The organism is Shewanella sp. KT0246, from assembly GCF_019654955.1.
Classification (GTDB): domain Bacteria; phylum Pseudomonadota; class Gammaproteobacteria; order Enterobacterales; family Shewanellaceae; genus Shewanella; species Shewanella goraebulensis.
In genome coordinates this window covers 19,634-45,582 of record NZ_BPEV01000006.1, presented here as the reverse complement: position 1 = coordinate 45,582, position 25,949 = coordinate 19,634, and the positions used below count along the sequence as shown (strand labels likewise).

Sequence of the window (25,949 nt, the reverse complement as noted above, 5' to 3'; positions counted from 1 at the left end):
TAATTTTAAAAGAACAATTAAGGTTTCTCATTGGCATCAAAATTGCTTTTAACGTGATAGATTCAAAAATCTGACACTTTGGAAGCGAGATGATGAAAATTAAATTTGATAACGTAAAGTTAGCCAGCGTAAAGCGTGTTTTAGTCAGTGCAATGCTTTGGTGGGTTGTTGCTTGTGCAGTGTTGTTGTTTGCTCCTTCTCATGTACTACAAACCCTGTCCCTTGATAGTTTAGTAAGCGATTATGGTCACTTTATTGGTTTAGGCTTGATTGTTGGCGCGGCCTTTTTCTTAAGTCAGTTATTCACTTTTGTTGTTGATGAATCCATTAGTCATTTACGTGAAAAGCGGGCTATAGAGACCATTGAGGCCAAGGTTAAATTGCTAGATCCCGCGGAACGTGCCTTATTGAGAGAGTTTTTCCTTCAAGGTGCCACAATTTTGGCATTACCTCAAAATGAGCTTGCAGTGAAAGGTTTGATAGCGACCAGTATCCTTGAACTTGTTGGTAATGAGCGCCATTACGCAATACAAGGCCCTACTGCGGAATACAAAATTTCGATGAAAGCTAGAGTATATTTGAACCGTGATGTTTTACGATTACCAGCTGGCGAACCAAGTAAAGAAGAGCTATCACACTTGATTAAAGCAAGACCACAGTTTATCAATGGCTTAGTTCAACCAAGAAAGCATGCAGCCTAATAGTTGATAAGCACTCTCGGAAACTATAAACGTGTTAAGGGTAAGTTGTTAGTCTGACGACTTACTTTAGGTATGAAGCGCTTAGTTATAAAAAATTTAGTACAAACAATTATAGACACAAAAATGGGGGCTAAATGCCCCCTAATTATTTGCAAAAAAAACACAAAAAACTGACTTAAATCTAAATAAGTACTACCTATTCTTTTGGAGCTGACTTCACGATAAACATCCACATCATGTACGACATGATCCCCATGGTGCAGAAGATAACAATCATTGAAAGCAAACCAATTGCATTACCAAACATTAAATCTAACCAGAATGCCATTTTATTATCTCCTTTATAGTGAAGTCATAAATAACATACTGCAAACATCTGTTAACAATTATGATCTCGATCAATTAATGCTTCAGTTATTGCTTTATCGCTAATGTATTAAATTAGGGAAATGTAAATCATGATGGTGAGTCATTGTTTAGTCACTTAGTCGAAGCGATAACATTGCGAACCTAAAGGGTTAAGCTTCATAAGCTATAGTTTGAATGAGTTTTGAGCTATTGAATTGAAAACTGAGAATATCGCGCTGAAAGGACTTGCCATTGGCCTTAGCCTAGGTATAATTCTGACTCTCGATTGAGCCTAGCTCTTTTGAGACATCAATATGATGCCGGTGTGGTGAAATTGGTATACACGACGGATTCAAAATCCGTTGCTTTCGAGCGTGGCGGTTCAAGTCCGCCCACCGGTACCATCTCCTCTTAAGAGGAATAAACCGACTTAATGTCGGTTTTTTTGTGCCTGACGTTTACTCAAATATATTGACTGTACTTTTTACTTAAGCATTTTTAATCTCAATATTCGATTATTGAGTTGGCAGTGAGGTGTTTAGACGCTGTTGTCTATCATAGCCCGCGCTGATACCCAGTTCGTAGAATGGAATTTTCCGCGCTAAAGACTCTTGTGCCAGTGAATAGTTTGTATCATCTATGGACAAGCCATCGGCAATTTTCTCGCCTTCGTACCAGCCCAAACCATAAAGAAGCACTGCTGTAATGCAGGTGTATTGGGTGAGTCCTGAAAAATATTGTCCCATTGTTGTCTCTTTATGCTGCTGATGTCTTATCGGCGAGTTATCCTCTTATCTGTCATCAAATTGATAATATAAGTATAGATAATCTCAAAAGTTATGATTGGAATAGTAAGTAATTGTGGTTACGCTTTTATGAATGTGTTTTCGTTGAGTTAATTAAAGCTATAAGCTTGATATTGAAGGTGCAGGAACTGGATGGTAATTAATTATCAGCAGAACTCTCGCTAATTTATTGTTAGATTTATTGACTGTTTAGTTTTTATATTTATGTTTTGGTTAAATAAAGTTCCTCAAACCATAGTTTAATAATTTGAGTACATTGTTTATCTATAAATAAAGGGCACTAATGTGCCCTTTATTTAAATTGAAGTAGTTTTTAATTAAAACTTATAATCAATCGCTAGATAAACTTGCTGGGTATCATTTAAAGAGAATGAACCTGTGTTTGCCCCATTACTGACATCTTTCTCATAATCTTGCTTTAGGTATTGGTAGCCTATTTCAGTAGACCATTTATCATTGATGTTATACATGAAGCCGGTTTGGCCACCCCAAACAAAATTATTCCCCGAGTCTAAGTTGGCAGTATCAATACTGGTGTGTGTCATACCAGCCGTGGCGCCTATAAACCAGTTCATGTTACTTTGACCAAGTGGTACTAGGTAGTCATAAGATAATAAGAAATTCTGCTGTTTACCAATATCTTCAGAATTGTAGCCATAAGTACCATATACACGACTATTATCGTTAATATACTTACCAACACGAAGTTGATATGCCATATCTTTTTCTTTCTCTTTAGATCCATCGACTGAAGAATCTAACTCGTAAGTATTTTTCTGATAACCAGCGGCACCACCGACAAACCAATCTGATGCCATTGCAGGTACTGACATCATAGACGTTATTACACCAGCTAAAATAAGTTGTTTAGTTTTCATAATTCACTCCAAGGTATTAATTAATCATTATTTCGTTTTGTTGGAGCCACTATAAGCTTCACTTGCTGTATAAAAACTGAATGAATTTAATTAGTGAATTTTTGAAGTAGAAAAAATTAGTAAAAACTTGTTCATGATTGGTTTCTAATAATTGAAATTAGTGATTGCTCTTTTGTTGAATATTAGACGTTAAAACAGGCTTTACATTGGTTTAATTAAGCTGATTTTAAACAAGTAAATTTACATCATTAAATACTTAAATATTGAGAGATCACAAAATTATAACTTAGGTTGAGAATTCTATGCGCGAGGTCACTGTATCGTTTGTAGCTTATATTTGCAGTTAGCTATTTGTTGTATAAACAACTTGGGGGCTAACTAAAAAGATAACGATTCAATCAGCTCTCAACGACGAATTTTAGTGTTTATTACTTGATATACAAATCCCTTATATCAACAGGGTATTAATACTAAGTTTTACTATTTTGGCTGGAGTAGCCATAGATAACTCAATGTTTGCTAAGGAGATTTAGCTAATGTTTTATATTCATATGCTGTTGTTGTTGGCCGTGATATTTGTCGGTATCCGTCATGGTGGCGTCGCTTTTGGTTTGCTAGGCGGCTTAGGTGTGTCAGTGCTTGCGTTCGTATTTGGTATTGCGCCAGGCTCTCCACCAGTCAGTGTTATGCTGATTATTCTTGCTGTAGTTGCAGCTTCTGCAACCTTAGAAGCAACTGGTGGTCTTAAATTACTGGTAAAATACGCTGAAAAGCTATTAAGAAAGCACCCAAGTCAAATTACTTTCCTTGGCCCTTTATGTACGTATTCTTTAACGGTATTAGTCGGAACAGGTCACTCAGTTTATCCATTATTACCTGTTATCTATGATGTTGCTTATAAGAAAGGTATCAGACCTGAACGTCCGCTAGCTATGGCAACTGTTGCATCGCAAATGGGGATTACAGCAAGTCCTATTGCAGCAGCTGCAGCAGTTGTGATGGCAACAGCAATGGACAATAGTCTAGATATTAGTTTAATCAATGTATTGTCTGTAACAATCCCTGCTACGTTGGTTGGTGTACTTGCTGGTTGTGCGTGGAGTTTACATCGTGGTAAAGATTTAGATAAAGATGAAGAATTTCAAGCGCGTTTACAAGATGAAGATTTTCGAAACAATCTAATTGATCCAGAAGTTGAAACAACTGACCAAGCTCATACTGATAGCATTGCTAAACGTGGTTTAGCGTTATTCTTAGCGGGTATTTTTTCAGTTATTGTATTGGCAATGTTCAGTAAAGAGTTGTTACCTGAAGGCGTGAAAATGTCGGTGGCAATTCAGTTTATGATGCTATCTGTTGGTGCGATTATTTTACTGGCGACAAAGGTGTCTCCGCAAAAAATTGTCAACAGCAATGTCTTTACAGCAGGTATGACAGCTGTGGTGATTATTTTTGGTATTGCATGGCTGAGTGACACAATTATTAGTCATCATAAAAGCTATTTAGTGAGTTCGCTTAGCGACTTAGTGAGTGCTTATCCTTGGTCTTTTGCTATTGCCATGTTCATGGCGTCTATCTTCCTGAAAAGCCAAGCTGCTGTGCTGACGATTATGTTTCCGTTAGGCTTTGCGTTAGGTATTCCTGCGCCAGTATTAATTGGTGTTATTCCAGCGTGTTATGCTTATTTCTTCTTCCCATTCTATCCAAGCGACTTAGCGGCAATTAGTTTTGATAGATCGGGTACAACTAATATCGGTAAATATGTCCTTAACCATAGCTTTATTATTCCAGGCTTTATTGGGGTAACAACGGCGACTGTTTTAGGTTATTTCATATCGACTTTGGTTATTAATCACTAATGTGATTGCTTAAAAGCTAGATATAAAAAAGCCCAGCATATGCTGGGCTTTTTGCGTTATGTTTTGATTAAACGGTTTATTTGTAGACCGATTAAGACTTCATCTTACGACGACGGAATGCCGCTAAAGGAAGAAGAAGTGTTGTTAACCAACCCATAGAGCCGCTACTAGAGTCGCCATTACTAGTCACAGCAGTGACTTCAACGGTGACTTCTGCTGGAGTGCTTTCAAGTTCTCCATCGCTAGCAATAACACTAAATGTGTAAGAGCCAATTTCGGTAGCTTCAAAGCTGAAATCTTCTGTTAATTTATAGAATTGAATATCAACAGGACCAGATTTTTGACTCCAAACATATGTTAATTCTTCAGAATCAACATCGAAACCATTAGACGCGACACTAACTGTGGCCCCTAATTCTCTATTTGAAGCTGAAGGAGAAACAGTAGGAGCGTCATTTACATTGGTTACTTCTACAACGACTTCAGTCGGAGTACTCACATTACCTGCAGCATCTGTTGCCGAGTATGTAAACATATCCTTGCCGAAGAAATCTTTATTAGGCGTATAAGTTGCTTCACCTGATTCAGTGATTACAACAGAACCATTGGCTGGTTCATCAACGACAACAACACTACCTAGATCGCCAGAAGCGGCGATATTGATAATGCGTTGAGCGTAGGCTGTTACACCGTCACCAGTCACTTTAGAACGCGCCACTTTTTGAGCTGGCATTGTATCATTTTCTAAAACATTGAATGTTACAGCTGTTTCTTCAACAGTAGTTGAACTGTCCATATAGCCAAGATCGAAATCTTCCGCAGTAGCTTTATAGTCAATTTTGACTTGTCCAGCAGCAGATGAAACAACTTGAAGGTAATCATCGTTTGTTACCGCAGTCCCTTCGCCATTGTAATGGAATGTTGTACCAATAGTACCACCGACATTCTCAGCGCCAATTGATACATTTGCAGGCATATCAGTGATGTTTAGGTAATTAAATGATACATCTTCAGTATCACCTGTTTTTATCCAAACACTAAATGAATAAGCCGTTCCAGAAGCATCAGCATAAAGTTGACCATCTTTCCACTCAACAACAATGAAAGTACTTCCATCACCCAGTGTGATAACATTTAGGCCAAGCTGTCCGCCGCCAGTATCTGTAGCAGTTCCATCACTCAAATCAAAGTCAGACCAGAATGGAGCGAGTATATTATTAGGTGCTGCACTATCTGGTAACTCTTTATTATTCCATGTACCACCAGTATTGCCGCCGCCAACGAGTACAATACCGTTATCCGAGATGGTAATTGTGTCGTAAGCTACGCCGTTATACTTGAATTCAGGCAGCCCTGAATAAGTAAATGATTTTTCATCACAGCCTTCATCACAAGCAGGTACAAATGCTAAACCAGCATCAAAGATACTTGGATAAGTACCAGTTGAAGCACCAATTGACATCTGTGATTGTTCAAGGCTTCCCACCCAAGTGATTACACCAGTATTTTCGTTAACACTAAAACCATTTTGAGAAGCATTAGTTAAAGTAACTGATACATCATCTTCAGAAGTTAACATGGAACCTTCTGGCGCCATTGCTGTGAAAGTAACAGTATTCTCGAACATGGTATTGTTCAGTACTGCTGAAATTTCCATGTCATCTGCAGTAGTCAAATCTGCATCATCAGAAATTACAGAGATCAAAGAAGAGTCGCTAGATTCTTGTGCTAATACTGCGAGTGGTAAATGAGCATCTTGCATGCCTGATGCACTTGTAAGCATAATATTACCGAATATCCACTCACCGTACTCAGCAAAAGTAGAATCTACTGTGACCATAAAGGTTGCTGAGCCACCAGCTGGAATATCCAATGTTGAAGGAGAAACCATAATACCTGCAGCATCAGAGCTTGCTGCTAATGACCAAGAAGTGTCTTCATCACTCTTATTATAAACAGTACGAGTAAAGGTACATGGGCCAACACATGAATCTGCAGCAATAGAAGGCTTATCGAAGGTTAATACCGCTTTGGCAGCAGCATCTAAATCCATACGACCCGCACCCATTGCAAACGGTGAAGCTGCAGTAGTTGCATCATCATCTAGGATTCCATCAACTGTTGAAGTTGATGTTAGTGCAGTCTTAATATCATTCGCAGACCAATCAGGATGTAATTGACGCATCATTGCTGCAGCACCTGCAACATGTGGACTTGCCATACTGGTGCCAGAAATCATATTAAAATCTTCACCGCCGTCATCAGGTGAGTAAGCTGATAAAATATTGGTTCCTGGCGCTGCTAAATCTGGTTTTAGCATGTTTTGATTACCGTTCGGGCCACGAGAGCTCGAACTATTAATCGTATCAGCAAGGCTTGGTACCATTAAACGCTTAACTTCAGAACCAATTGTTCCTTCTGTCGCGGTTTCACCCATGGCCTCAACAATTGCTTCACCATCGTCTTTAGAAATCATCACTGATGGGAAAGTAACCCCAGGCATAGACATGGTAATTGGAGCACCTGGATTACTGTTATAAACCACTAATCCTGTGGCACCGGCATTCATGGCATTTTCTGCTTTATCTGAGAATGCACACGCTCCACGTGAAATTAGCGCAATACTGTCTTTAAAGCTATCAGCTTCGAATGCTTCACAGCCTTCAAAGTTAGCTTCATCAAGGTTAATTGCAGCAACAACAGAGGCTGTAACATCCATTTCGATAACAGTATCAGAACCAGGAATGGCTAATAAATCTTCTCCGCCCGCATTAAAACTGTTGGCAAAGTAGCGGCCTGTTGTGCTGTTGGCTACAGCAATACCAGACTCGATACATGCAGGACAACCAATAGTGCTTGCGCCATTGCCATCGTTACCAGCAGCTGAAACCACTATAACACCAGCGGCTTCTGCAGCTTCAAACATGGTTTTGTATGGGCTACTTGCTGGATCTGCACCTGCACCGCCACCCCAAGAGTTGTTGATAACATCAGCACCATCATTAACAGCGTGCTCTAACGCTTCCATTAACATGATGTTAGAACCACTTCCGCCAGAACAATCAGCTTTTGAGTAAAGTGCTTTATAAGACATTAAGTAAGCTGCTGGCGCTACGCCTGATAATTCAACATCAATGTCATTAAATTGTGTAGTAACTAAGTTACCTACGGCTGTACCTGCAACGTGAGTTCCGTGACCGCCGTAACCAAGTGGGCTCATGTATTCATCTGGACAGACTTCAAAGGTAGGTTGTGACCAGCGCGCAACGATTAACTTGTTATTACAAAAAGCTTCATCAGTGGTTGAACAATAATCATCAGTTGGAAGTGCACCAGTTGGCGCTTCAAAACCTTCATCAGCAAACATTGGGTTTTCAGGACGAATACCACCATCAATAACTGCTACTCGAATACCTTTACCCGCATTCTCCATTCCGCTAACTGTATTCCACATTGCTTCAGTATTAATAACTTGAAGTGATGCATCCATGCTGATGTCATACATGGTTTCTGGATAAACAGATTTAACCCCAGGAATCGCCATTAACTGCTCTACAGTTAAGTTTTGACCCGCAACGGTTACACCGTTAAATAACGTTTTAAATTGACGTTCTACTTTGCTATTAGCTGAAACTTTATTTAACGCATTCGAGAATGCTTTTTGTTCATTAGCTAGCTGTGAAGCATAGTTTTGTACTGCAGCTGACTGAATATCCAGTTTAGTATTTTTATCTGATTTTGCTGCCGATTTACCTGATACCGCCAAAGCAGGAGATGTCAGTTCTACAATAAAACGTTGAGGGGTGTTTATGGTGGTTAATTTATTTGCTGGTTTCTTATGCTGATCGATAGACAATATTTCTAAGTTGTACTTATTGCCTGTCATTTCGGTGTTTGCAAAGCTAGCACTTGAGAGTAGCGCTGCTGATATAGCTAGAGATAATTTAGTCTTCACAACTTCTTCCTTGGTTTAAGCATTTACCACGTCCAAGCATTTGTAGGATAGAGACTAGGTCGGTGGTAATGCTGATTGTTATATTTTTGTATTAATGCCTCGGGTGCATTCTTTGATGCACTCTACGACTTTTTAACACAAATATTTAACAAAGGTAACCAAAGTTGTTACAAATATTTAAATTTAACGTAAGTAAATACTATTCCTTTAGAGGTATTGGTTGTTTAGGCTTGTTATAAGTAATAAATAAAATGCCTAAGGCTTAACGCCACGAACAATGGGGTTTTGTAAGCTTATTAGGGTTTCTGTTGATTGAATTTCATCGATAGATTGGATGCGGTTGATCAAAACATGCTGTAATCCATCGATAGACTGGCACATTACCTTTACAAAAACACTGTAATTACCAGTGGTATAATATGCCTCAACAACTTCCTCAAGGGCATTTAACTTTGATATGGCTGCAGGATAATCGCCTGCACTTTTTAAATTAATGCCAATAAAACAACAAACGTCATATCCTAAAGCTTTAGGATCGACTGTTATCCTTGCTCCAGTAATAATGCCCGCCTGTTTCATTTTTTCGACACGAACATGAATAGTGCCAGCGCTGACTGCAAATCGTTTGGCGAGTTCTGCAAATGGGGTTCTTGCTTCTTCCATTAATGCTTGAAGAATTTGGTTGTCGAGCTGGTCTCTTTGAAATGGAGTTTCCATAGTAAAATGCCTAATTTAATTATAATTAAGCATTAATTTACGATGAATGATGAATAATGGCTATCAAAAAGTTCTCATGAACAATTTTTCTCACTTATCCCATCAAGTATTAAAGTGGTATGTGAGAACTTTCAGTCTGAAATTTTAGTTAGCTTTATTGTGAGCCAACAGGCTCAATAAAAGGCACGTCTGAGGTAAATGTCATTTCTTGCTGGCCATAAGGGTGATGAATAGTAAGTTCTGCTGCATGCAATAAAAGTCGTTCAGATAAACGTTTAGCGAGCGGGTCAGCATAAAAGCCATCACCTAAAATCACATGACCGATGGCCATCATATGAATGCGTAATTGATGGGAGCGACCTGTTATAGGCGTTAGCTTCACTAAGGTTGATTGTTTGGCGTAACTGACGACTTCAACGTGAGTTAACGAAGGTTTGCCTAACTTATGATCGACTTTTTGCTTAGGACGATTAGGCCAATCACATATGAGTGGGTAATCAACTTGTTTAATCGCAGGGCTGACATAACCTGCAACTCTTGCATAATAGGTTTTGGCGGTTTCACGATCTCTAAACTGACGTTTTAATTCTCGCTCGGCATTACGGCGAAGTGCAACAACAATAACGCCTGATGTTGCCATGTCTAATCTATGGACAATTTGAGCATTGGGATATTTTTCGAGTACCCGACTATAGATACTGTCATGGTATTTGGCTTCACGCCCTGGAATCGACAATAAGCCTGAAGGTTTATTCAGAACAATAATATCTTTATCTTCATGAATAATATCAAGCCAAGGATCGGTAGGAGGAGTATAGATGAAGTCTGCCATGATAAGCCTTTTACTAGAATGCGCGGCAAAGATACCTTTCAGTTTACATTAGTGCAAGCAAACTATGATTCATGACACTTGCACATGAGTTAATGGTAGCTGTTGTAAAGGCTTAATTATCGCTTTAGAAAGACATCGATAATTAACTTTCCCTTTAATGGCGTAGCTCATTTTATCTAGGGTTAGCAACGGAACGTCATCATTAAAAAAGCTGACTAAGAAAACGCATTGCCGTTGACGTGCATAATTGTAAATGTCCAAACAACAAAGGCCAATGGCACATGTACTAAGGCATAAAAACTTTGATCCAATCGCGACATTCCTTGTGCATTCCAAATCAGATACACATGTCCAATAAGTACCAGTGGAAACAAAGATAATAAAGGGTATAACGCAAACGGGCTGGCATCAGCAAATATGCTGTGACTAAACAGTGCCCAAAAAACCATAAAACTGGTGGTTAGCGGCGGTGCAGCTAACCGGTATTGCTCTGGATAAGGAAACATCCTATTACCTTAAAAATAACAAAAGATAATACTAGATTAACCTTTAATTTCCTTTTTGCCATGTATTACTTTTCTATGGACCACCGAATAATGCCTTAATCCGGCTGGACCGTGCGACACGACTACCGATAACAGCACGATAAAAACTGTTATTTCGGGCTTCCAATCGGCCATAGGAATAAATAAACCAAGCAGTAACACTTTGAGAATTGTTAATACGCCTTTTAATTGGATTAACCAGCGCCAGTCTCTAATCACTTCCCAAGCAAATAAAGCGAGACCGGTGGTCATGGCTAAAATCCAATAGTTAAGCCACTGACTTTGTTCGATACCTAATAATAACCCACCGCCAGCGCCAACAATCCCAACAATATGCAATGCACGTAAGCTGGTTTTGCCTAATCGTTGTAGCCAAAATTGAAACTCGGATACTTCTTGGTATTGCTTTTTAGACATGAGAAGACACATTTGTTGCTTTTAATGAAGCACCAGCTTAGCAAATTCATCTTGAATGAATAGCGATCTATAGCAAAATCTAAATTATTGATATGCTAAAGGTAGAAATGAATCAATTGAAGCCGCAGATGAAATCAATATTAGGCTTCTGCTTTTTGAGTTAAGGATAGCAATATGAAAATCGGATTCTTCAGTGCCAAACATTATGATATTCAACATTTTGATGCGATGAATAAACAGTTTGGTGCCACCATTGAATACTTTGATTATCGGCTTTGTATGCAAAACGCCAAATTAGCCGTAGGGTTTGAGGTCGTGTGCGCTTTTGTGAATGATTCACTGTGTGAAGAAGTGCTAGTTGAGCTGGCCAAAGGCGGCACTAAAATCATTGCAATGCGCTGTGCAGGCTTTAACAATGTTGATTTATCGGCGGCAAAACGCCTCGGAATTACCGTGGTAAATGTACCTGCATACTCACCTGAATCTGTGGCAGAGCACACAATTGCATTGATGCTGACGTTAAATCGTAAAATTCATAAAGCTTATCAGCGAACCCGCGATGCCAACTTTGCACTCACCGGGTTAGTGGGTTTTAACATGCATGGAAAAACCGTTGGGGTAATTGGTACGGGTAAAATTGGTATTGCTACCATCAAGATTCTGCTAGGGTTTGGTTGTAAAGTAGTTGCATACGATCCTTACCCTAGCGACATAGTTAAAGGCTTAGGCGTTGAATATATCAGCTTAGAAGCGTTATACCCTCAGTGCGACATTATCAGTCTGCACTGTCCGCAAACTCCAGAGAACCATCACTTATTATGCGCTCATAGCTTTAATCAAATGAAAAAAGGCGCAATGGTGGTGAATACCAGTCGTGGCGGCTTACTTAATGCAATAGATGCAATGGAAGCATTAAAACTTGGTCAAATAGGAGCGCTAGGGCTGGATGTTTATGAAAATGAAAAAGAGTTATTTTTTCAAGATAAGTCTAATGAAATAATTCAAGATGATGTGTTTAGAAGGCTTTCTGCTTGTCACAATGTTATTTTCACTGGACATCAGGCATTTTTAACCGACGAAGCATTAAATGCGATTGCGTTAACGACCTTGAAAAATGTCACCGATTTACTTTCAGGTCAGCATTCCGCCAATGAGTTAAATTAAACCGCAACTACAACTATAAGCATAAAGAGGGAATATGATAACCACTAAGGAAGTTCATGATATTGCGACACCAACTGGTGTGATGCGCACTTATGTTTATCGCCCTGACGCACCAGGTCAGTTTGCGAGTATTATTTTTTATTCAGAGATTTTTCAGCAAACGGCGCCGATAGCACGAAGCGCAGCGATATTAGCGGGTCATGGTTTTGTGGTGTTAGTACCGGAAGTATTTCATGAGCTTAATCCAATAGGCACAGTGCTTGAGTACGATGATATTGGCAAAGATAAAGGTAATGCTGACAAGTTTACTAAAACCCTAGAGCATCATGACAGCGATACCGAAGCAATGGTTGAGTTTGCACGCAGTCAAGCGTACTGCACTAGTAAAGTTGGAGCTATGGGTGTGTGTATTGGTGGCCATTTGGCTTATCGAGCTGGGCTAAACCCTGATATCAGCGGGGCATTTTGTCTGTACCCAACCGACATTCACTCAAATACTCTACCTTGTGAAGATAATAATGACTCTTTAACCCGTACTGGCGATATTGCTGGTGAAGTGGCAATTATTTTCGGCAAGCAAGATCCTCATGTTTCTAGCGAAGGACGCAAGTTAATCTATCAAAAGCTTGAACAAGAAGAGGTTAATTTTAGCTGGCAAGAAGTCAATGCCCAACATGCCTTCATGCGTGATGAAGGTGATCGTTATGATGCAGCTCTGGCACTGCAAATGTATTTACAAGCCGTCGCCTTCTTTCAACGATTACTTAGATAAAATTTATTTGAGTGATTGAGAAGAGTGCGTGAACGAAGTTAGCTGTATTAAATAGGCCCGCTCAAACTGGCATGATGGTTAGCCTGTTTGGGCGATTTTTTGTTTAAAGTAGCAAGATTTGCAGCTCACTAGTGTGAGTTATTCATTATCCTGTAAACTAGCCAGCCAAATTTCATTCATCTATCTATGATTACGTTCGACAAAGATGAATAAGCAGAGCTAAGCAAATGTCAGATTATCAGCAGTTACACCATGTCAGTGACGATATTGGTCCTATTTTCGTATTAGAAGATAACGAGTTTAGGATTTTGTCATTTGGTGATAATGACGAGCAAAGTAAAATCCTCAAAGCTCAGCCTCATGTTCCCCAACATACATATATTCAAGCAATGCTAGCAGTGCTGCTATTTTCTAAACCTAAAAGTGCGATCATTTTAGGCTTAGGCGGTGGTGGCTTAGTGCACGCTCTGCGCCGTTATGATGCAGCTATTAAGTTGACCGCGGTTGAGCTTCGAAAAGGTGTTATTGAAATATCTAAACGTTACTTTCAACTGCCGATAGGGAAAAAACTCAATATCGTGCATCAAGATGGTGGAGATTTTCTTGCTAATGCTGAGCACAAAAGAGTAGATGTTATTTTTGCGGATATGTACATAGAGCAAGGCGTTGACGAAAAACAACTGACCACAGAGTTTATTGAAAACTGCCACAAAGGGTTAAAAGCTGATGGCTTTTTAGTGCTTAATTGCTGGAAGGAGCACAGCAAAAGTGAGCTCCTAAAGCAAACGCTATCTCAGCACTTTGCAAATGTATACGCAACACTTACAGGAGGCGGTAATTGGGTGATTTACGCAAGTAAGCAGCCTCAGTCATTTAGCGCCGCAACGAATAAACAACAGTTACAACAGCTATCCCAGCAGTTAGATTACTCAGTTTCACGATCTTTAACTCGATTCACTCAATGGGAATAACAATACCGATTTTACGAGGACTTCAGGCTTTAACAGTAGTTCTCTGTTAAGTATTTAGTGTTAGCAGCATGGCTTACCTTCTTTGTTGTCTATTACCAAAGCTTAAAACAGACTATGTGTTATCGGAAAATTCGATAGTATTTCATTATTCAAAATAAACTTTCTAAAAAACCGATTAGGGTGATAGTTTTTACCCGTTATATTTAATTCTAAGTTATCGCTATTATCTATTCCATCAAACGGATACAGCTAAACACTTAATTAAATATATCGGAGTAACACAATGACTCAATCAATTATCAATTCTACAATCAAGCCATTCTCAGCAACTGCATTTCACAATGGCGAATTTGTACCTGTGACTGAGCAAGACCTTTTAGGCAAATGGTCAGTGGTATTCTTTTACCCAGCTGATTTCACTTTTGTTTGTCCAACTGAATTAGGCGATATGGCTGACCATTACGCTAAGCTTCAAGAAATGGGCGTTGAAGTTTACTCAGTATCAACTGACACTCACTTCACTCACAAAGCATGGCATGCAAGTTCAGACACTATCGGTAAAATTAACTACCCAATGATTGGTGACCCAACTGGCGCAATCACTCGTAATTTCGGTGTGATGATTGAGGAAGACGGTCTAGCACTTCGCGGTACATTCGTAATGAACCCAGAAGGTGAAGTTAAAGTTGCTGAAATTCATGACCTAGGTATTGGTCGTAGCGCATCTGAGCTAGTACGTAAAATTCAAGCAGCTCAGTACGTTGCATCTCATGATGGCGAAGTATGTCCAGCAGCATGGCAGCCAGGTGAAGAAACACTTGCTCCATCAATTGACTTAGTTGGTAAAATCTAACAAAAGATTCATGGCTCATTCATCTCATCATCGTGAGTGAGCCATGTTCAATAGATTCACCAAAACTGTTTCAAATCATCTCCAATCAACCTTAGACCTCCCTCTGGTTTTACTCGATTCATCACCGAGTTTAACTCTCTAAGGTTGATATTTTTTTGCTCAATCATTTATTTTCTAGGAGCACACCTATGTTAGATACGAATATTAAAAATCAACTGAACACCTATCTGCAAAACCTCAAGCGCCCAGTTGAACTTGTCGTGTCAGCAGATGAAAGTGCCAAATCTCAAGAGTTATTATCGCTTGCAAAAGATGTTGAAGGATTATCAACGCTAGTCAGTTTTAAGCAGCAAACGTCGGTTAGAACGCCGTCGATGAATATTCTAAATCCGCAAAATGGCTCAAACATTACCTTTGCAGGTTTACCAATGGGGCACGAATTTACTTCTCTAGTGCTTGCATTACTTCACTCTGGTGGTCACCCGATTAAATTAGCTGACGAAGTCATCGAACAAATTAAATCACTGCCGGGTGAGTTCCATTTCGAAACTTACGTTTCGCTTAGCTGCCAAACCTGTCCTGAAGTGGTTCAGGCATTAAATATGATGGCAGCGATTAATCCAAATATTACTAACGTGATGATTGACGGTGCGTTATTTCAAGATGAAGTGAATGACCGCAATATCATGTCAGTTCCTAGCGTATACATGAATGGTGAACCGTTCTCTGTTGGGGCTATCAGTGTTGTTGAAATTTTAAATAAGCTCGATATTAATGCTGTGGCTAGAAAAGCCGAGCAAATCAACAACAAAGAAGCTTTTGATGTACTTGTCGTAGGCGGCGGCCCAGCGGGCGCATCTGCAGCAATTTATGCAGCACGTAAAGGACTTAGAACTGGTATTGTTGCTGATAAGTTTGGTGGTCAAGTCGCTGAGACCGTTGGGATTGAAAACTTTATTTCAGTATCAAAAACTGAAGGGCCAAAACTTGTGGCCAATTTAGAAGCCCACGTTAAAGACTATGATGTTGATATCATGGATAACCAGCGAGCCTTGTCATTAAAAGATGGCGGCCTATTTGAATTGGAACTTGAAAGCGGTGCTAAATTATCAAGTAAAACAGTATTACTGGCTACAGGTGCACGCTGGCGTGAAATGAATGTTCCTGGTGAGCAAGAATATCGTGGCAGCGGTGTTGCCTATTGCCCACATTGTGATGGTCCTTTATTTAAAGGAAAGCGAGTTGCTGTCATCGGTGGTGGTAATTCAGGTATCGAGGCGGCTATTGATTTAGCCAATATTGTAGAGCATGTAACGGTACTAGAATTTGATACCACATTACGTGCAGACGAAGTATTACAGCGTAAGGCACACTCAATGGGTAATATTGATATTATTACCCAAGCTATGACCACTGAAGTGGTGGGTGACGGTAAACGTGTCACTGGGCTTAGATACACTGATCGTAAAACGAATGAATCTCATGATGTTGAACTTGCAGGTATATTTGTTCAAATAGGTTTAGTACCAAACACTGAATGGTTAACTGATACTGTTGAGTTAACTGGCCGCGGTGAAATTATTGTCGATGCCAAAGGTCAAACGTCAATTCCAGGTGTGTTTGCTGCAGGAGATGTCACTAATTCAGCTTATAAGCAAATTATAATCGCGATGGGAAGCGGTGCAACGGCTTCATTAGGCGCATTTGATTACTTAATTCGTCATAGCGAAACTGAGCAAGTAACTGAGCAACTAACTGAGACTACTTCTGCGCAGGTTGTTGCAGCTTAAAGTTAAAGGGCTGCTTAGCCAAGTAAATTGAAGGTGAACCTCAAATCATCTAGCAGTTAACCTATATATTTAGTTCGAATACTCAGCATGTATATTCTGCAAATATAAAGCCTAGGTTAGCTGCTTTTTTATTTTCAATTTTAAAAGTGACTCAGCTAAATCAAAAGTCGGATTTCAAAATAGTTGTAAGCTGAGTGAATTAAACTCACTTTTCATGTCACAATTAGTTAAATAATCGTTATAATCAATAGATAACAGTTCAACTAAAAGCGCTAAATGCTCAAGCCGACTCCAACATTTGAACACCAATTACATATTGAAACACAGCAATACCTTGCCAAAGGGTGTCGTTGGATAAGTATATTGAGTTTTGTTTTAGGATTAGTGACATTTTTCGCCAAATTATACAATAACCCCAATCAAGATTTGATGTTTACTACGCTCAGTATTTTGCCGTTAGTTGGTGTCTCTTTTTATGGCTCAGTACATAACTTCTTACAAGCAGAAAAACCTGATGTTGGAAACTTCAACCGTTACTACAGATACATTTTTGCTCTAGTCCTATGCTGGTTGACGGTTTGTAATATGCTGGTTATGCAAGGGATTGCGGCTGAAAATCGAGTCGAAGCGATACTACACTTATTAATCTTTTCACTGTCTGTGGCCTTATTTCCAAAACGCGGTATTTTACTGTTATCTGTTTTTTTTATGGCAAGTTATATGGCTATTTTGAGGTTTTTTTACTCAGAAGAGTTATTTTTCCCTGTTGTAAAGATGCTTTGCTTTGCAGGTGTGGTTATTTCCGGTCAACAAGTAATGGAGAAGTGGTTCCGTAAAGCCGTTTTTAAAGATGTCGAGAATCAGCGATTACTTGAAGAACTCAATCAACTTGCGTTAACTGATGGGCTGACCAAAATGAGTAATCGACGCTACTTCGATATGATGCTGAAAAAAGAAATTCAACATTCAGAGCGAACAGCTCAACCAATGTCGATTATTCTCATGGACATAGATTACTTTAAAAAACTTAACGACCACTTAGGGCATCAACGGGGTGATGAGTGCTTAGTGGAATTGGCTAAATTACTAAAGGGCCTGATTAAAAGACCAAGAGATGTATGTGCCCGCTATGGTGGTGAAGAGTTTATTGTTTTGCTGCCAGAAACTGATATTGCTGGCGCGGTAGATGTGGCGCATAAGATTAAAATCAAATTAAACCAATTAGGATTTAAACACCCGGACTCGCTTGCTAGTGAGTTTGTCACCGTATCTCAAGGTGTCTCGCAATGGCGTAAAGGAATGACAGTTGAGCAATTAGTGAAACAAGCTGATGATAAACTGTATGAGGTTAAAGCAAAAAGCAGAAATAATATTGCTTTCGCACTTTAGTTCTTCGTTATATAGCCGATATACAAATTGTAACGTATTTAGGTTAATGCCTGATTAAAAGGATTTACGCGTTTCTCTCAACAAACAGCGCAATACACCATCTTAATTTTACTTAAAGTCGATGCTGTTAAAAATATACGTGTATTAAAGGTCTCGTTTTCCTTTTTTGAATGCTTTTGGGGGCAATAAATGAATTGGTTCAGCAATATGTCTATTTTTAAGAAGATCGGACTGATATTCGTATTATCAGTGATCATTTTTGCGGTTAACTTAACCATCAGTATCGTATCAATTAATAAAAACAACGATACGATGACCTTCATGCAGGACAAGGTTTCTCAACGTGTTGAGCTAGCAAACCAAAATGTGATTTATGTACAGCGTCTTGATGAACTTTATACGCAAGCGGTATCGTTTGCTGATGAAGACCTAATCGAAAATGCCAATAAAACATTTGAGTCATTAAAGAAAAACCTTAATAGCTTATCGGGGATTGACAGCGAGCAGTCAGCCAATCTATCGACGCTTAATCGCGAACTAAGCGAATACAACGATATTACCTACGATCTTGCCAAAGGTATGATTGATAACAGTCTTGATATGAGCAAGATTGGCGAGATTATCACGAGTAAAACTCAAGTTTACGACAAGTTAATGATCGGCGTTCAACGCTACCAAACCGACAAAGTCGCCGAATTTAATAATACCATTCAAGAGTCTGTAAGCCGCGCTGAAAGCAGTTTAGTGCTGACATTATCGATTGGATTAGTGCTGTTATTACTCATGGCAATTGCGACCATTTCTATTGCTAAATCATTAAGTGGCTCTGCAGGCCACCTTGCTAATTCCTTGGGCGAGCTGGCTGATGGTAAAGGTGATTTACGTCATCAGCTCGATGTCACAGGTCGTGATGAGCTGGGCCAAGTATCAACTAACTTTAATCGTTTTTTACGTCTTCTTGCTGATGCTATTCAGCAAGTGGTGAGTGTGACGGCGCCGTTATTACAAAGTGCAGAATCATTAAAAGAACGCATGGGTATTGCCACACAAGCGACTGAAAAACAAAGCTTGGACGCTAAAGCTGTGCAGCATTCAATGGAAGAAATGGGTTTATCAGTTAATGAAATTTCCCAAAGTGCCCAACAAGCTGCAGAAGCAGCCGACAGCGCGGAGCAAGAAGCTACCAACGGTTTAGCTGTGGTTGCAAGCACAATTAATATTTCTCAAGAATTGAATGCTGAAATTGAAGTAGCGTCTGAATCGATCAATGAACTTGCTAAAGATACTGAAAGTGTTAATTCTATTTTGAATGTCATCACCTCCATTGCTGAGCAAACTAACTTACTTGCATTAAATGCCGCAATTGAAGCTGCACGGGCAGGAGAACAAGGTCGAGGTTTTGCGGTTGTTGCTGACGAAGTGAGAGCACTTGCATCAAAAACAGCTGACGCGACAAAAGAAATTAGAGAAGTATTATCGCGCTTAAAAGTGGCGGCTGAGTCTTCGGTTAGCACCATGGATGTGGCAATTGGTAAAGCATCAGATAACGAAAAACATGCCCGCGAAACAGGGGATGTACTTAAGTCTATTCAAGAGCAAATCGTTAATATTAATACCATGAACACCCACATAGCTGCGGCGACTGAGCAGCAATCCGCAGTTGCTGCACAGGTGAGTAATAACGTGGTAGAAATGAATGCTTCATTTGTACAAACCTTAGATATTTTGGCAGAAGTGCAAGATGTATCTGATGGGTTACTCGATTTTTCTGATGAACTGCAAAATGCCACTTCGCAATTCAAGCTATAAGTTAGCTTAAGCTAAAAACTCACTCAGTCAATATTGGGTTCTAACTAAAAGTCAGCTCGAGTTAATAGCTATTTGGCCTTGTATAAAACCACCTTAGGGTGGTTTTTTTATGGCTGTTTTTAATTCAACAATAAATGAATCTGAATTGATATTTGGTGTCTAGTAACGCTTAAAGTTATTAAAAACTTTCCCTAAGCTTTATCAACTGCTGCTTTGTTAAGCGGTTCTTTTCACTGTGTTAGCGTATTATCTCAAACTATATAAACAGTGAAATTGCTTCATTCATCGCTTTGATTTAACTTATTACCCGTAACTAAAAATAATCAATAAAAAGCCATAAGAAAATAGCTCATACCAAACGTGTATTACCGTTTTGGCTTTCGCAGACAGTGCGTAAAAGGATCCCAATGCCAAGCTTGATAAGAATCGTGTTAATTAATACCCATCTTCCGGGTGTCGTTGAACTGCAACTCGATGGACATACCAATATTTGTGGTACCAATGCCTCAGGTAAAACAACACTTCAACGTCTTGTTCCTGTTTTTTATGGCGAGTACCCAAGTCGGGTTGTACCTTCAACACGTGATAGTTTTGAGCGTTGGTATCTTCCCCATGATTCAAGCTACATCATTTACGAATATAAAAAGAGTGATGGCAAGTTATATCAAGCGGTAATGGCGTCAGCTGGAGATGGCAAAGGGGTAAATTACCGCTTTATTGCTAAAGGTTTTGATCTTGATGATTACGTAAAAACACGTAATGGCGACACAATTATTTGTCATACCATGGCGGAGCTTGGCCGTGAAATGAAACGCGCCCAAGTCATTCACACCAATTTATTAAATACTCGCGAGTACCGCGCCATTATTCAACATGACCGTAGCTTACTCACCACAGGCGGCAATAAAGGCGAACTGCGCACTTATGGGCATCAATTCTCATTATGTGATAGCGAATACTCACTACGTCATATTGAAAAACTCGCTAAAGCGGTGCATTCCAAAGAAGGAAAGATGGAAACAGTAAAATCGATGGTGGCGGCGATTTTAGAAGAAGATGGCGTTAATCCACCGACTTCTCGTTTAAACCCTCAACGGGTTGAGAGTTGGATCCGTGAAAGCCAGTTAGTACAAGGTTTTGAACAAATTCGCCCAGAGTTTGAAAAGCTAGAGCAAGAGTTTAATCAATTACTCAGTGCTGAACTTCGTTTAGGCAGTTTAGCCAAAGGTTATCGCGCGGATGAAACCTTTGAGGCTGAAAGACAAGAGTTAAGTCAAAACGAGTCTAAAGACGCCAGCTTACAACTGCGCATGTTAGATGAAGAGTGGAAAGAAGCCCGCGATGAAATCAGCCAAGAGCTATCGTTTGCTCAAGGTGATACACGTAAATTTGAAGCTGATTTAGATGCTATTGAAGATCAATATGAAGGCTTTTTAAATTCAAATATCGAACAAGCCAAAGCAGATTTAGATAGCCTAGATAACTGGCGTAGTGACTTAGAGAATTTAACCGAACGCCACAAACTGCAAACTGAGAAACATCAGGATATTGAAGCAGCTTACAGCACACGCCGAAGTAAAATTGCTGAGCAGTTGCACCGAGAACTTGAATCGCTCCACGAAGAGCAAGATGAACTGCGTGAAAACCGAGATGCACAACGTGAAGCATCAGCAGATGACTTAGCCAAATTAGAACATTTGTGGCGTGAGAAAACCGATGCAGGCAAAGCGACATTTGCTGAGCAAGAGTATCAACTTAAATTAACTCGCGGTGAGCTAAGCCACCAAGTGGATGGCGTAACTTATACCGAGGAAGAGAAAACCACATTAGCGATTTTTGATGAGCGCATTAGCCGCGCAGATGAAGAGCAAGAAGTCTGCAATCAAAAAGTCGATCGCTTATCAATTGATGAACGTAAACTCCGTGCTAAGCGTGACCAAGTAAGTGAAGCGCTGCGCATTGCCAGTGTACGCGTTAACGAACGCTTGAGTGACGTAGATGATGTAAAAGGCATCTTATTCCCACAATCCCATACCTTGCTGGAGTTTCTTCGTAAAGAGTCTCCAGGCTGGGAGCAAAGTTTTGGTAAGGTGATTGCGCCAGAATTACTCCATCGCACTGACTTACACCCTAATGTTGCTGGCAATAGTGATGATGCTTTATTTGGCATCGGTCTTGATTTAAAAGCGATTGATGTCCCTGATTACGCTGCTTCAGAGCAGGACTTGCGTTTGCGCCTAACTAAAGCGGAAGAAGCGTTAGCCCAAGCTGAAGAGTTAAAAACTGAGCACGAAGATCAACTGGTTGCGATTAATGATGAGCTAGATAATCTCAATAAAGAGCTGACTTTCGCGCGTACGGCTTATAAAAATAGTCGTGAAGATGTACGCCGTTTATTTGATGAAAAGCGCAGTACACAAAATCAAATAAATCAAGCGCTAGCAGACAGAAAAGCCCATGCGGGTAAACGCCTAGTGCAACTTGAAACTGAGTTAAAGCAACAACACAATCATCACCTCGAATGGTTGAGTGAGCAAAAAGAGCAAGCCCTTGAAGCGAGAATGGAGAAGAATGCTTATTGGCAAGATGTGGTTGGCGCGCTTGATAATCAATTAGGGCAAATAAAAGCCAATATAGAAACACGTCGCAGTAATGCTAAGCAAGAACAAAAAGCGTGTGACACTTGGTATAAAAATGAGCTTAAATCCCGTGGTGTTGATGAAGCGGCTATTGTTGCGCTTAAAGGCAAAATTCGAGAATTAGAAACTCAAATCAGTAATGCTGAAAAACGTCGCAGTGACGTATTACGTTATGATCATTGGTATCAAAATGCTTGGCTTATTACTAAGCCTAAGCTGCAAACTGACTTATCAAAGGTTAAGCAAGCTGCGCTTGAATTAGAGCAACAACTTGCAAATAAAACCGCCGATGTTAAGCAACGTAAACTGGTACTTGAAACAAAGAAGAAAGCATCTGATGCAGCACAAGTTGATGCCTCAGAAAATCTCACCAAATTACGTGCAGTAATGCGTAAACTGGCAGAGCTTAAATTACCAAAAAGCAAAGATGAAGCCGACGGTAGTATTGGCGAGCGTTTACGCCAAGGTGAAGAGCTACTTTTACAGCGTGATTATTTGCTGGGTTCTGTAAAGCAGTATGTTGAACACTTTGACTCGGTCATCGCTAGCAAGTCTGGTTCAAGTTTAGCTGAGTTTTGGGAGCGTGCTCGTGATGAGTCAAGCTTTACCAATGACAAAGGCATCCGCTTATTAGATTATCGCAAGCTTGTGCCGCAACTTGAGCAATTATTAAATGTCATGGTGCCGCAATCGTTAATGGCGATTCGCGAGCAAGGACGGATTTTCGGTATTGATTTGACTGCTTACTATGACGTACTAGCCGATATCGATCGCCGTATTGCTTCACAAAGTGCGCGCATTACCCGTGAAGTAGGTGAGGAGTTATTCCTCGATGGTGTTTCTGAATCAGCCGTCAGAATTCGTTCGCGGATCAGTGAGCTTGAGTTCTGGCCTGAGCTTGAAGTGTTTGTAAAAGCCTTTAAACAGTGGAAAGCAGATGGCTTTAGCCAATTACCTGATGAGCATTACACCTCAAGCATGCGACGGGCCTTAGATATTATTGGCCGTTCAGCATTATCCGGTGGCATTGCTAAGTTATTGGAAATTGAACTGCGTCTAAAAGAAGGTAATAGCGATTTGATTATTCGTACCGATAGACAACTTAATGAGTCGTCAAGTCATGGTATGGCTTACTTAATTTTGTGTAAGTTCTTATTGGCATTTACCCGTTTATTACGTGGAAAAGCTGATGTGACTATTCATTGGCCTATTGATGAGTTAGGCACCTTGCACCACACCAATGTGAAGAAGATTTTTGATGCCTGTGTGAATAACAATATTAGTGTATTGGGCGCATTCCCGAACCCTGAATCAGAAGTACTTAACCTGTTTGCTAACCGCTACATCATTAATAAGCAAACCCGTAAACTGCAAGTGGTAAAACCTAAGAGTAACCCTTTGGCTGAACGCTTAAGTCAACGTGCTACTAAGGAGGCAATCTAATGTCTGAATCAAACCAAACAGCCTTCTCTTCAGGTACTAAAGCATCTTCTGAATTTAGTTCGTCTTCTGAAACTACATTAGTGGGCACAGGCATGCTTATCGAGCAGTTACTTCGAGGTGAGTTTATTTGCCGCACGACCAATGAAGATGGTTGGCGTGCACTTAAAAACAGTCAAACATTTGAGAAAGTTGAGCAATATCTTAATCAAATCAATCGTACAATTTCGTCAGCAGCGGAAGGCGATGTGTTCTTTTGCGGATACCTGCAGTTAGGCGAGCAAGAAAAGAAAGTTATTTCGAGCCAGTTTAAAGATATTTGCTCGGCATTAATTCCGCTAGTGGAATGGCTTGTGCTGGTGCAAGAAAGCAGTGGTCAAGATGCCCCTTTAAGTGAAGGAGCGCCAATTCGCTTAACTGAGCTGCAAGCCCGAATAGAAGATACGCCCGCTTTTATGGAGCAATTGGCCAAACTTAGTCAGTATCGCTTATTTGGATCAACCAGTAGCAATGTCGATAATCAGATTAAGCTAGTCTTTAAGCGTTTGGTTGAACTGGGGTACTTAGTAAAACCGAATAGCGAAAAACAAATTTACATCGCCACAGGTAAGCTTGATTACTTATATGAAGTGATTCGCTTTATCGATGAGACAGAAGGCTTAAGTCTTGAAGCGCAAGCAGAAACGGCCACTCAAAGGGATTTAGTATGAGTAATAATTTACATCAAGCCGGGGTTAAGCTGCTCAAGCAGCTTAGTCGTCATGCTGATGTGGTTATGGATGCCTATCTAGCAGGATCGGTAAATGAGCTGACTCATGATGCTGCAGTGATTGAGAAACTTAAAAAAAGTGGCATCTTATGGCGACCTGAGCCCGATGAAGAGCTACGCCTAAAACGATCTGTTCGAGCCTTACTTGAAGAGGCCTTGAGTGATGAGCGTAATCGTCAGATTGATGCCAATGTTGGTTCGGCGTTTAGCACTATTAAAACCTTAGCTGATCATTATAAAGAAGCCCGCCATAATATTGATTATGGCGCAGCTGAAGCTTACTTGGCTGATTTAAGTGAGCATGTTTATAGCTTTACCGATAGCCTACGTTATTCCATTAGGGTGTTGTGGAGCCGGATCAATAATGAATTTGGTTACGTGGGCAGTATTAGCGCTAAAATTCGCGAGAATGAGTTAGCGCAAAGCCAAGTTTCTGAGTTATTAAACGGACTGGAAATGTTCCAGTTTAGCGAGTTAAGTGAAATCGCTGGTGATATTCGCGAACTCAGAAGATTGCTTGTGACCAGTTTGCAAGAAACGTTGAGCCAATGCACTCAAGAGATCAGTGCTGTGCAGGGCAGGTTACTTGAATTACTGGGTCGCTTTAGACAAATTCAAGGCCGAACGAGATTGCTAAAAGGTTTCTTACTGCACACTGATTTACATCCAGATTACCAGCCTGATAATCATGTAGCTCATAAGTATGTGCCTAACCTGTTCAATTGCGCTGAAGCCATAATCAAACCTGCTAGTGTTGATGTGAGTAACAGTGAACATGAGCTGATTTTACTGGATACGGTATCGAAAATTAAAGCCATTAGTCGCGATCTGCTGCCTGCAAAAGTACGTGAGCAAAATGTTGAAATGACTATGAGCGAGGTTGAAGACTTTGATATACCGGACAACCCACTCAAATTAGCGGTTGATCAGTACTTCTGTGAAGTAATAGATTCTGGCGTGCGTCAATCTGCATTGGAATACTTGCAAGCGAATAAACTGGATTGGGCGGCTGAAAACTGGCTATATCAAGTGATTGGTGGCTATGAAGGCCTGCCTGATGAGCATAAAGCTTATTTTGAATTAGAACCGATTGGTGAGCCAGATCCTGTCTATAATGGTAACTTTATGATCCATGATGTGGAGCTTTGGTTAGCTTAAACAAGTTCGAGTTAGCTATAGTAGAGTCATTCGATATCAAATAAAAAAGCAGCTGAGTTAATTCAGCTGCTTTTTTATTGGCTTCAATCCTTAGGTTTATTTTCAAAAAGCAGATTTAAAGCGCGATCTAGCTAGAT

General features: G+C 40.0%; 20 protein-coding genes and 1 tRNA gene. 13 read left to right on the top strand and 8 right to left on the bottom strand.

Going from position 1 to position 25,949, the window contains the following annotated elements; all coding sequences use genetic code 11:
- Positions 1-89: 89 nt before the first annotated feature.
- A complete protein-coding gene (locus K5Q58_RS04380) occupies positions 90-701 on the top strand; it encodes a superinfection exclusion B family protein (protein ID WP_220752658.1) in 612 nt (203 codons plus the stop codon).
- A gap of 196 nt (positions 702-897) precedes the next feature.
- Here K5Q58_RS04380 and K5Q58_RS04375 read toward each other — a convergent pair whose 3' ends face one another.
- Positions 898-1,029, bottom strand: coding sequence for a DUF3149 domain-containing protein (locus tag K5Q58_RS04375; protein ID WP_076540587.1), 132 nt, complete (start codon positions 1,027-1,029; stop codon positions 898-900).
- A 339-nt stretch (positions 1,030-1,368) separates the two neighbouring features.
- Between K5Q58_RS04375 and K5Q58_RS04370 the strand changes: the two genes are divergently transcribed.
- A tRNA-Leu gene (locus K5Q58_RS04370) sits at positions 1,369-1,453 on the top strand.
- A 111-nt stretch (positions 1,454-1,564) separates the two neighbouring features.
- On the opposite strand, the gene K5Q58_RS04365 is transcribed toward K5Q58_RS04370, so the two are convergent.
- Both K5Q58_RS04365 and K5Q58_RS04360 read right to left on the bottom strand, forming a co-directional pair.
- Positions 1,565-1,795 (bottom strand): hypothetical protein, encoded by a 231-nt coding sequence (locus K5Q58_RS04365; protein ID WP_220752657.1) that lies wholly within the window; start codon positions 1,793-1,795, stop codon positions 1,565-1,567.
- Positions 1,796-2,172: 377 nt separating this feature from the next.
- Positions 2,173-2,733, bottom strand: a complete 561-nt coding sequence (locus K5Q58_RS04360; RefSeq protein ID WP_220752656.1) for an outer membrane beta-barrel protein — start codon at positions 2,731-2,733, stop codon at positions 2,173-2,175.
- A 536-nt stretch (positions 2,734-3,269) separates the two neighbouring features.
- Here K5Q58_RS04360 and K5Q58_RS04355 point away from each other — a divergent pair.
- Entirely contained in the window at positions 3,270-4,592 is a 1,323-nt protein-coding gene (locus tag K5Q58_RS04355; protein WP_220752655.1) for an anaerobic C4-dicarboxylate transporter, read from the top strand.
- Between the two features lie 91 nt (positions 4,593-4,683).
- Here K5Q58_RS04355 and K5Q58_RS04350 read toward each other — a convergent pair whose 3' ends face one another.
- From K5Q58_RS04350 to K5Q58_RS04330, 5 genes are all read right to left on the bottom strand, one after another.
- Complete coding sequence (locus K5Q58_RS04350; protein WP_220752654.1) at positions 4,684-8,547, bottom strand: S8 family serine peptidase; 3,864 nt, start codon at positions 8,545-8,547, stop codon at positions 4,684-4,686.
- A gap of 255 nt (positions 8,548-8,802) precedes the next feature.
- Positions 8,803-9,264, bottom strand: a complete 462-nt coding sequence (gene asnC / locus K5Q58_RS04345) for a transcriptional regulator AsnC (protein ID WP_220752653.1) — start codon at positions 9,262-9,264, stop codon at positions 8,803-8,805.
- A gap of 154 nt (positions 9,265-9,418) precedes the next feature.
- Positions 9,419-10,096 carry a bifunctional tRNA pseudouridine(32) synthase/23S rRNA pseudouridine(746) synthase RluA gene (gene rluA, locus K5Q58_RS04340; RefSeq protein WP_220752652.1) on the bottom strand — a complete coding sequence of 226 codons (678 nt, stop codon included), beginning with the start codon at positions 10,094-10,096 and terminating at the stop codon, positions 9,419-9,421.
- Between the two features lie 215 nt (positions 10,097-10,311).
- Positions 10,312-10,602, bottom strand: coding sequence for a hypothetical protein (locus K5Q58_RS04335; RefSeq protein ID WP_220752651.1), 291 nt, complete (start codon positions 10,600-10,602; stop codon positions 10,312-10,314).
- Positions 10,603-10,638: 36 nt separating this feature from the next.
- Positions 10,639-11,058 (bottom strand): hypothetical protein, encoded by a 420-nt coding sequence (locus K5Q58_RS04330; RefSeq protein WP_220752650.1) that lies wholly within the window; start codon positions 11,056-11,058, stop codon positions 10,639-10,641.
- 174 nt (positions 11,059-11,232) lie between these two features.
- Here K5Q58_RS04330 and K5Q58_RS04325 point away from each other — a divergent pair, with 174 nt between their 5' ends.
- The 10 genes from K5Q58_RS04325 to K5Q58_RS04280 all read left to right on the top strand — a co-directional run bounded on the left by K5Q58_RS04325 (position 11,233) and on the right by K5Q58_RS04280 (position 25,812).
- Positions 11,233-12,222 carry a 2-hydroxyacid dehydrogenase gene (locus K5Q58_RS04325; RefSeq protein ID WP_220752649.1) on the top strand — a complete coding sequence of 330 codons (990 nt, stop codon included), beginning with the start codon at positions 11,233-11,235 and terminating at the stop codon, positions 12,220-12,222.
- A 34-nt stretch (positions 12,223-12,256) separates the two neighbouring features.
- On the top strand, positions 12,257-12,994 hold the full coding sequence (locus K5Q58_RS04320; protein ID WP_220752648.1) for a dienelactone hydrolase family protein: 738 nt from the start codon (positions 12,257-12,259) through the stop codon (positions 12,992-12,994).
- Between the two features lie 227 nt (positions 12,995-13,221).
- Positions 13,222-13,965 (top strand): spermidine synthase, encoded by a 744-nt coding sequence (locus K5Q58_RS04315; RefSeq protein WP_220752647.1) that lies wholly within the window; start codon positions 13,222-13,224, stop codon positions 13,963-13,965.
- 283 nt (positions 13,966-14,248) lie between these two features.
- Positions 14,249-14,818, top strand: a complete 570-nt coding sequence (gene ahpC, locus K5Q58_RS04310) for an alkyl hydroperoxide reductase subunit C (RefSeq protein WP_153912646.1) — start codon at positions 14,249-14,251, stop codon at positions 14,816-14,818.
- Positions 14,819-15,006: 188 nt separating this feature from the next.
- Positions 15,007-16,608: an alkyl hydroperoxide reductase subunit F gene (ahpF, locus tag K5Q58_RS04305; protein ID WP_220752646.1), complete on the top strand. Its 1,602-nt coding sequence runs from the start codon at positions 15,007-15,009 to the stop codon at positions 16,606-16,608.
- A 276-nt stretch (positions 16,609-16,884) separates the two neighbouring features.
- Positions 16,885-17,997, top strand: coding sequence for a GGDEF domain-containing protein (locus tag K5Q58_RS04300; RefSeq protein ID WP_220752645.1), 1,113 nt, complete (start codon positions 16,885-16,887; stop codon positions 17,995-17,997).
- A 189-nt stretch (positions 17,998-18,186) separates the two neighbouring features.
- Positions 18,187-19,806, top strand: a complete 1,620-nt coding sequence (locus K5Q58_RS04295; protein ID WP_220752644.1) for a methyl-accepting chemotaxis protein — start codon at positions 18,187-18,189, stop codon at positions 19,804-19,806.
- Positions 19,807-20,213: 407 nt separating this feature from the next.
- Positions 20,214-23,888, top strand: coding sequence for an ATP-binding protein (locus K5Q58_RS04290; RefSeq protein WP_220752643.1), 3,675 nt, complete (start codon positions 20,214-20,216; stop codon positions 23,886-23,888).
- A gap of 92 nt (positions 23,889-23,980) precedes the next feature.
- Positions 23,981-24,595 (top strand): hypothetical protein, encoded by a 615-nt coding sequence (locus K5Q58_RS04285; RefSeq protein ID WP_220752725.1) that lies wholly within the window; start codon positions 23,981-23,983, stop codon positions 24,593-24,595.
- Positions 24,592-25,812: a phosphoenolpyruvate carboxylase gene (locus K5Q58_RS04280; RefSeq protein WP_220752642.1), complete on the top strand. Its 1,221-nt coding sequence runs from the start codon at positions 24,592-24,594 to the stop codon at positions 25,810-25,812. Before K5Q58_RS04285 ends, K5Q58_RS04280 begins: the two co-directional genes overlap by 4 nt.
- The last annotated feature ends 137 nt before the right edge of the window (positions 25,813-25,949 follow it).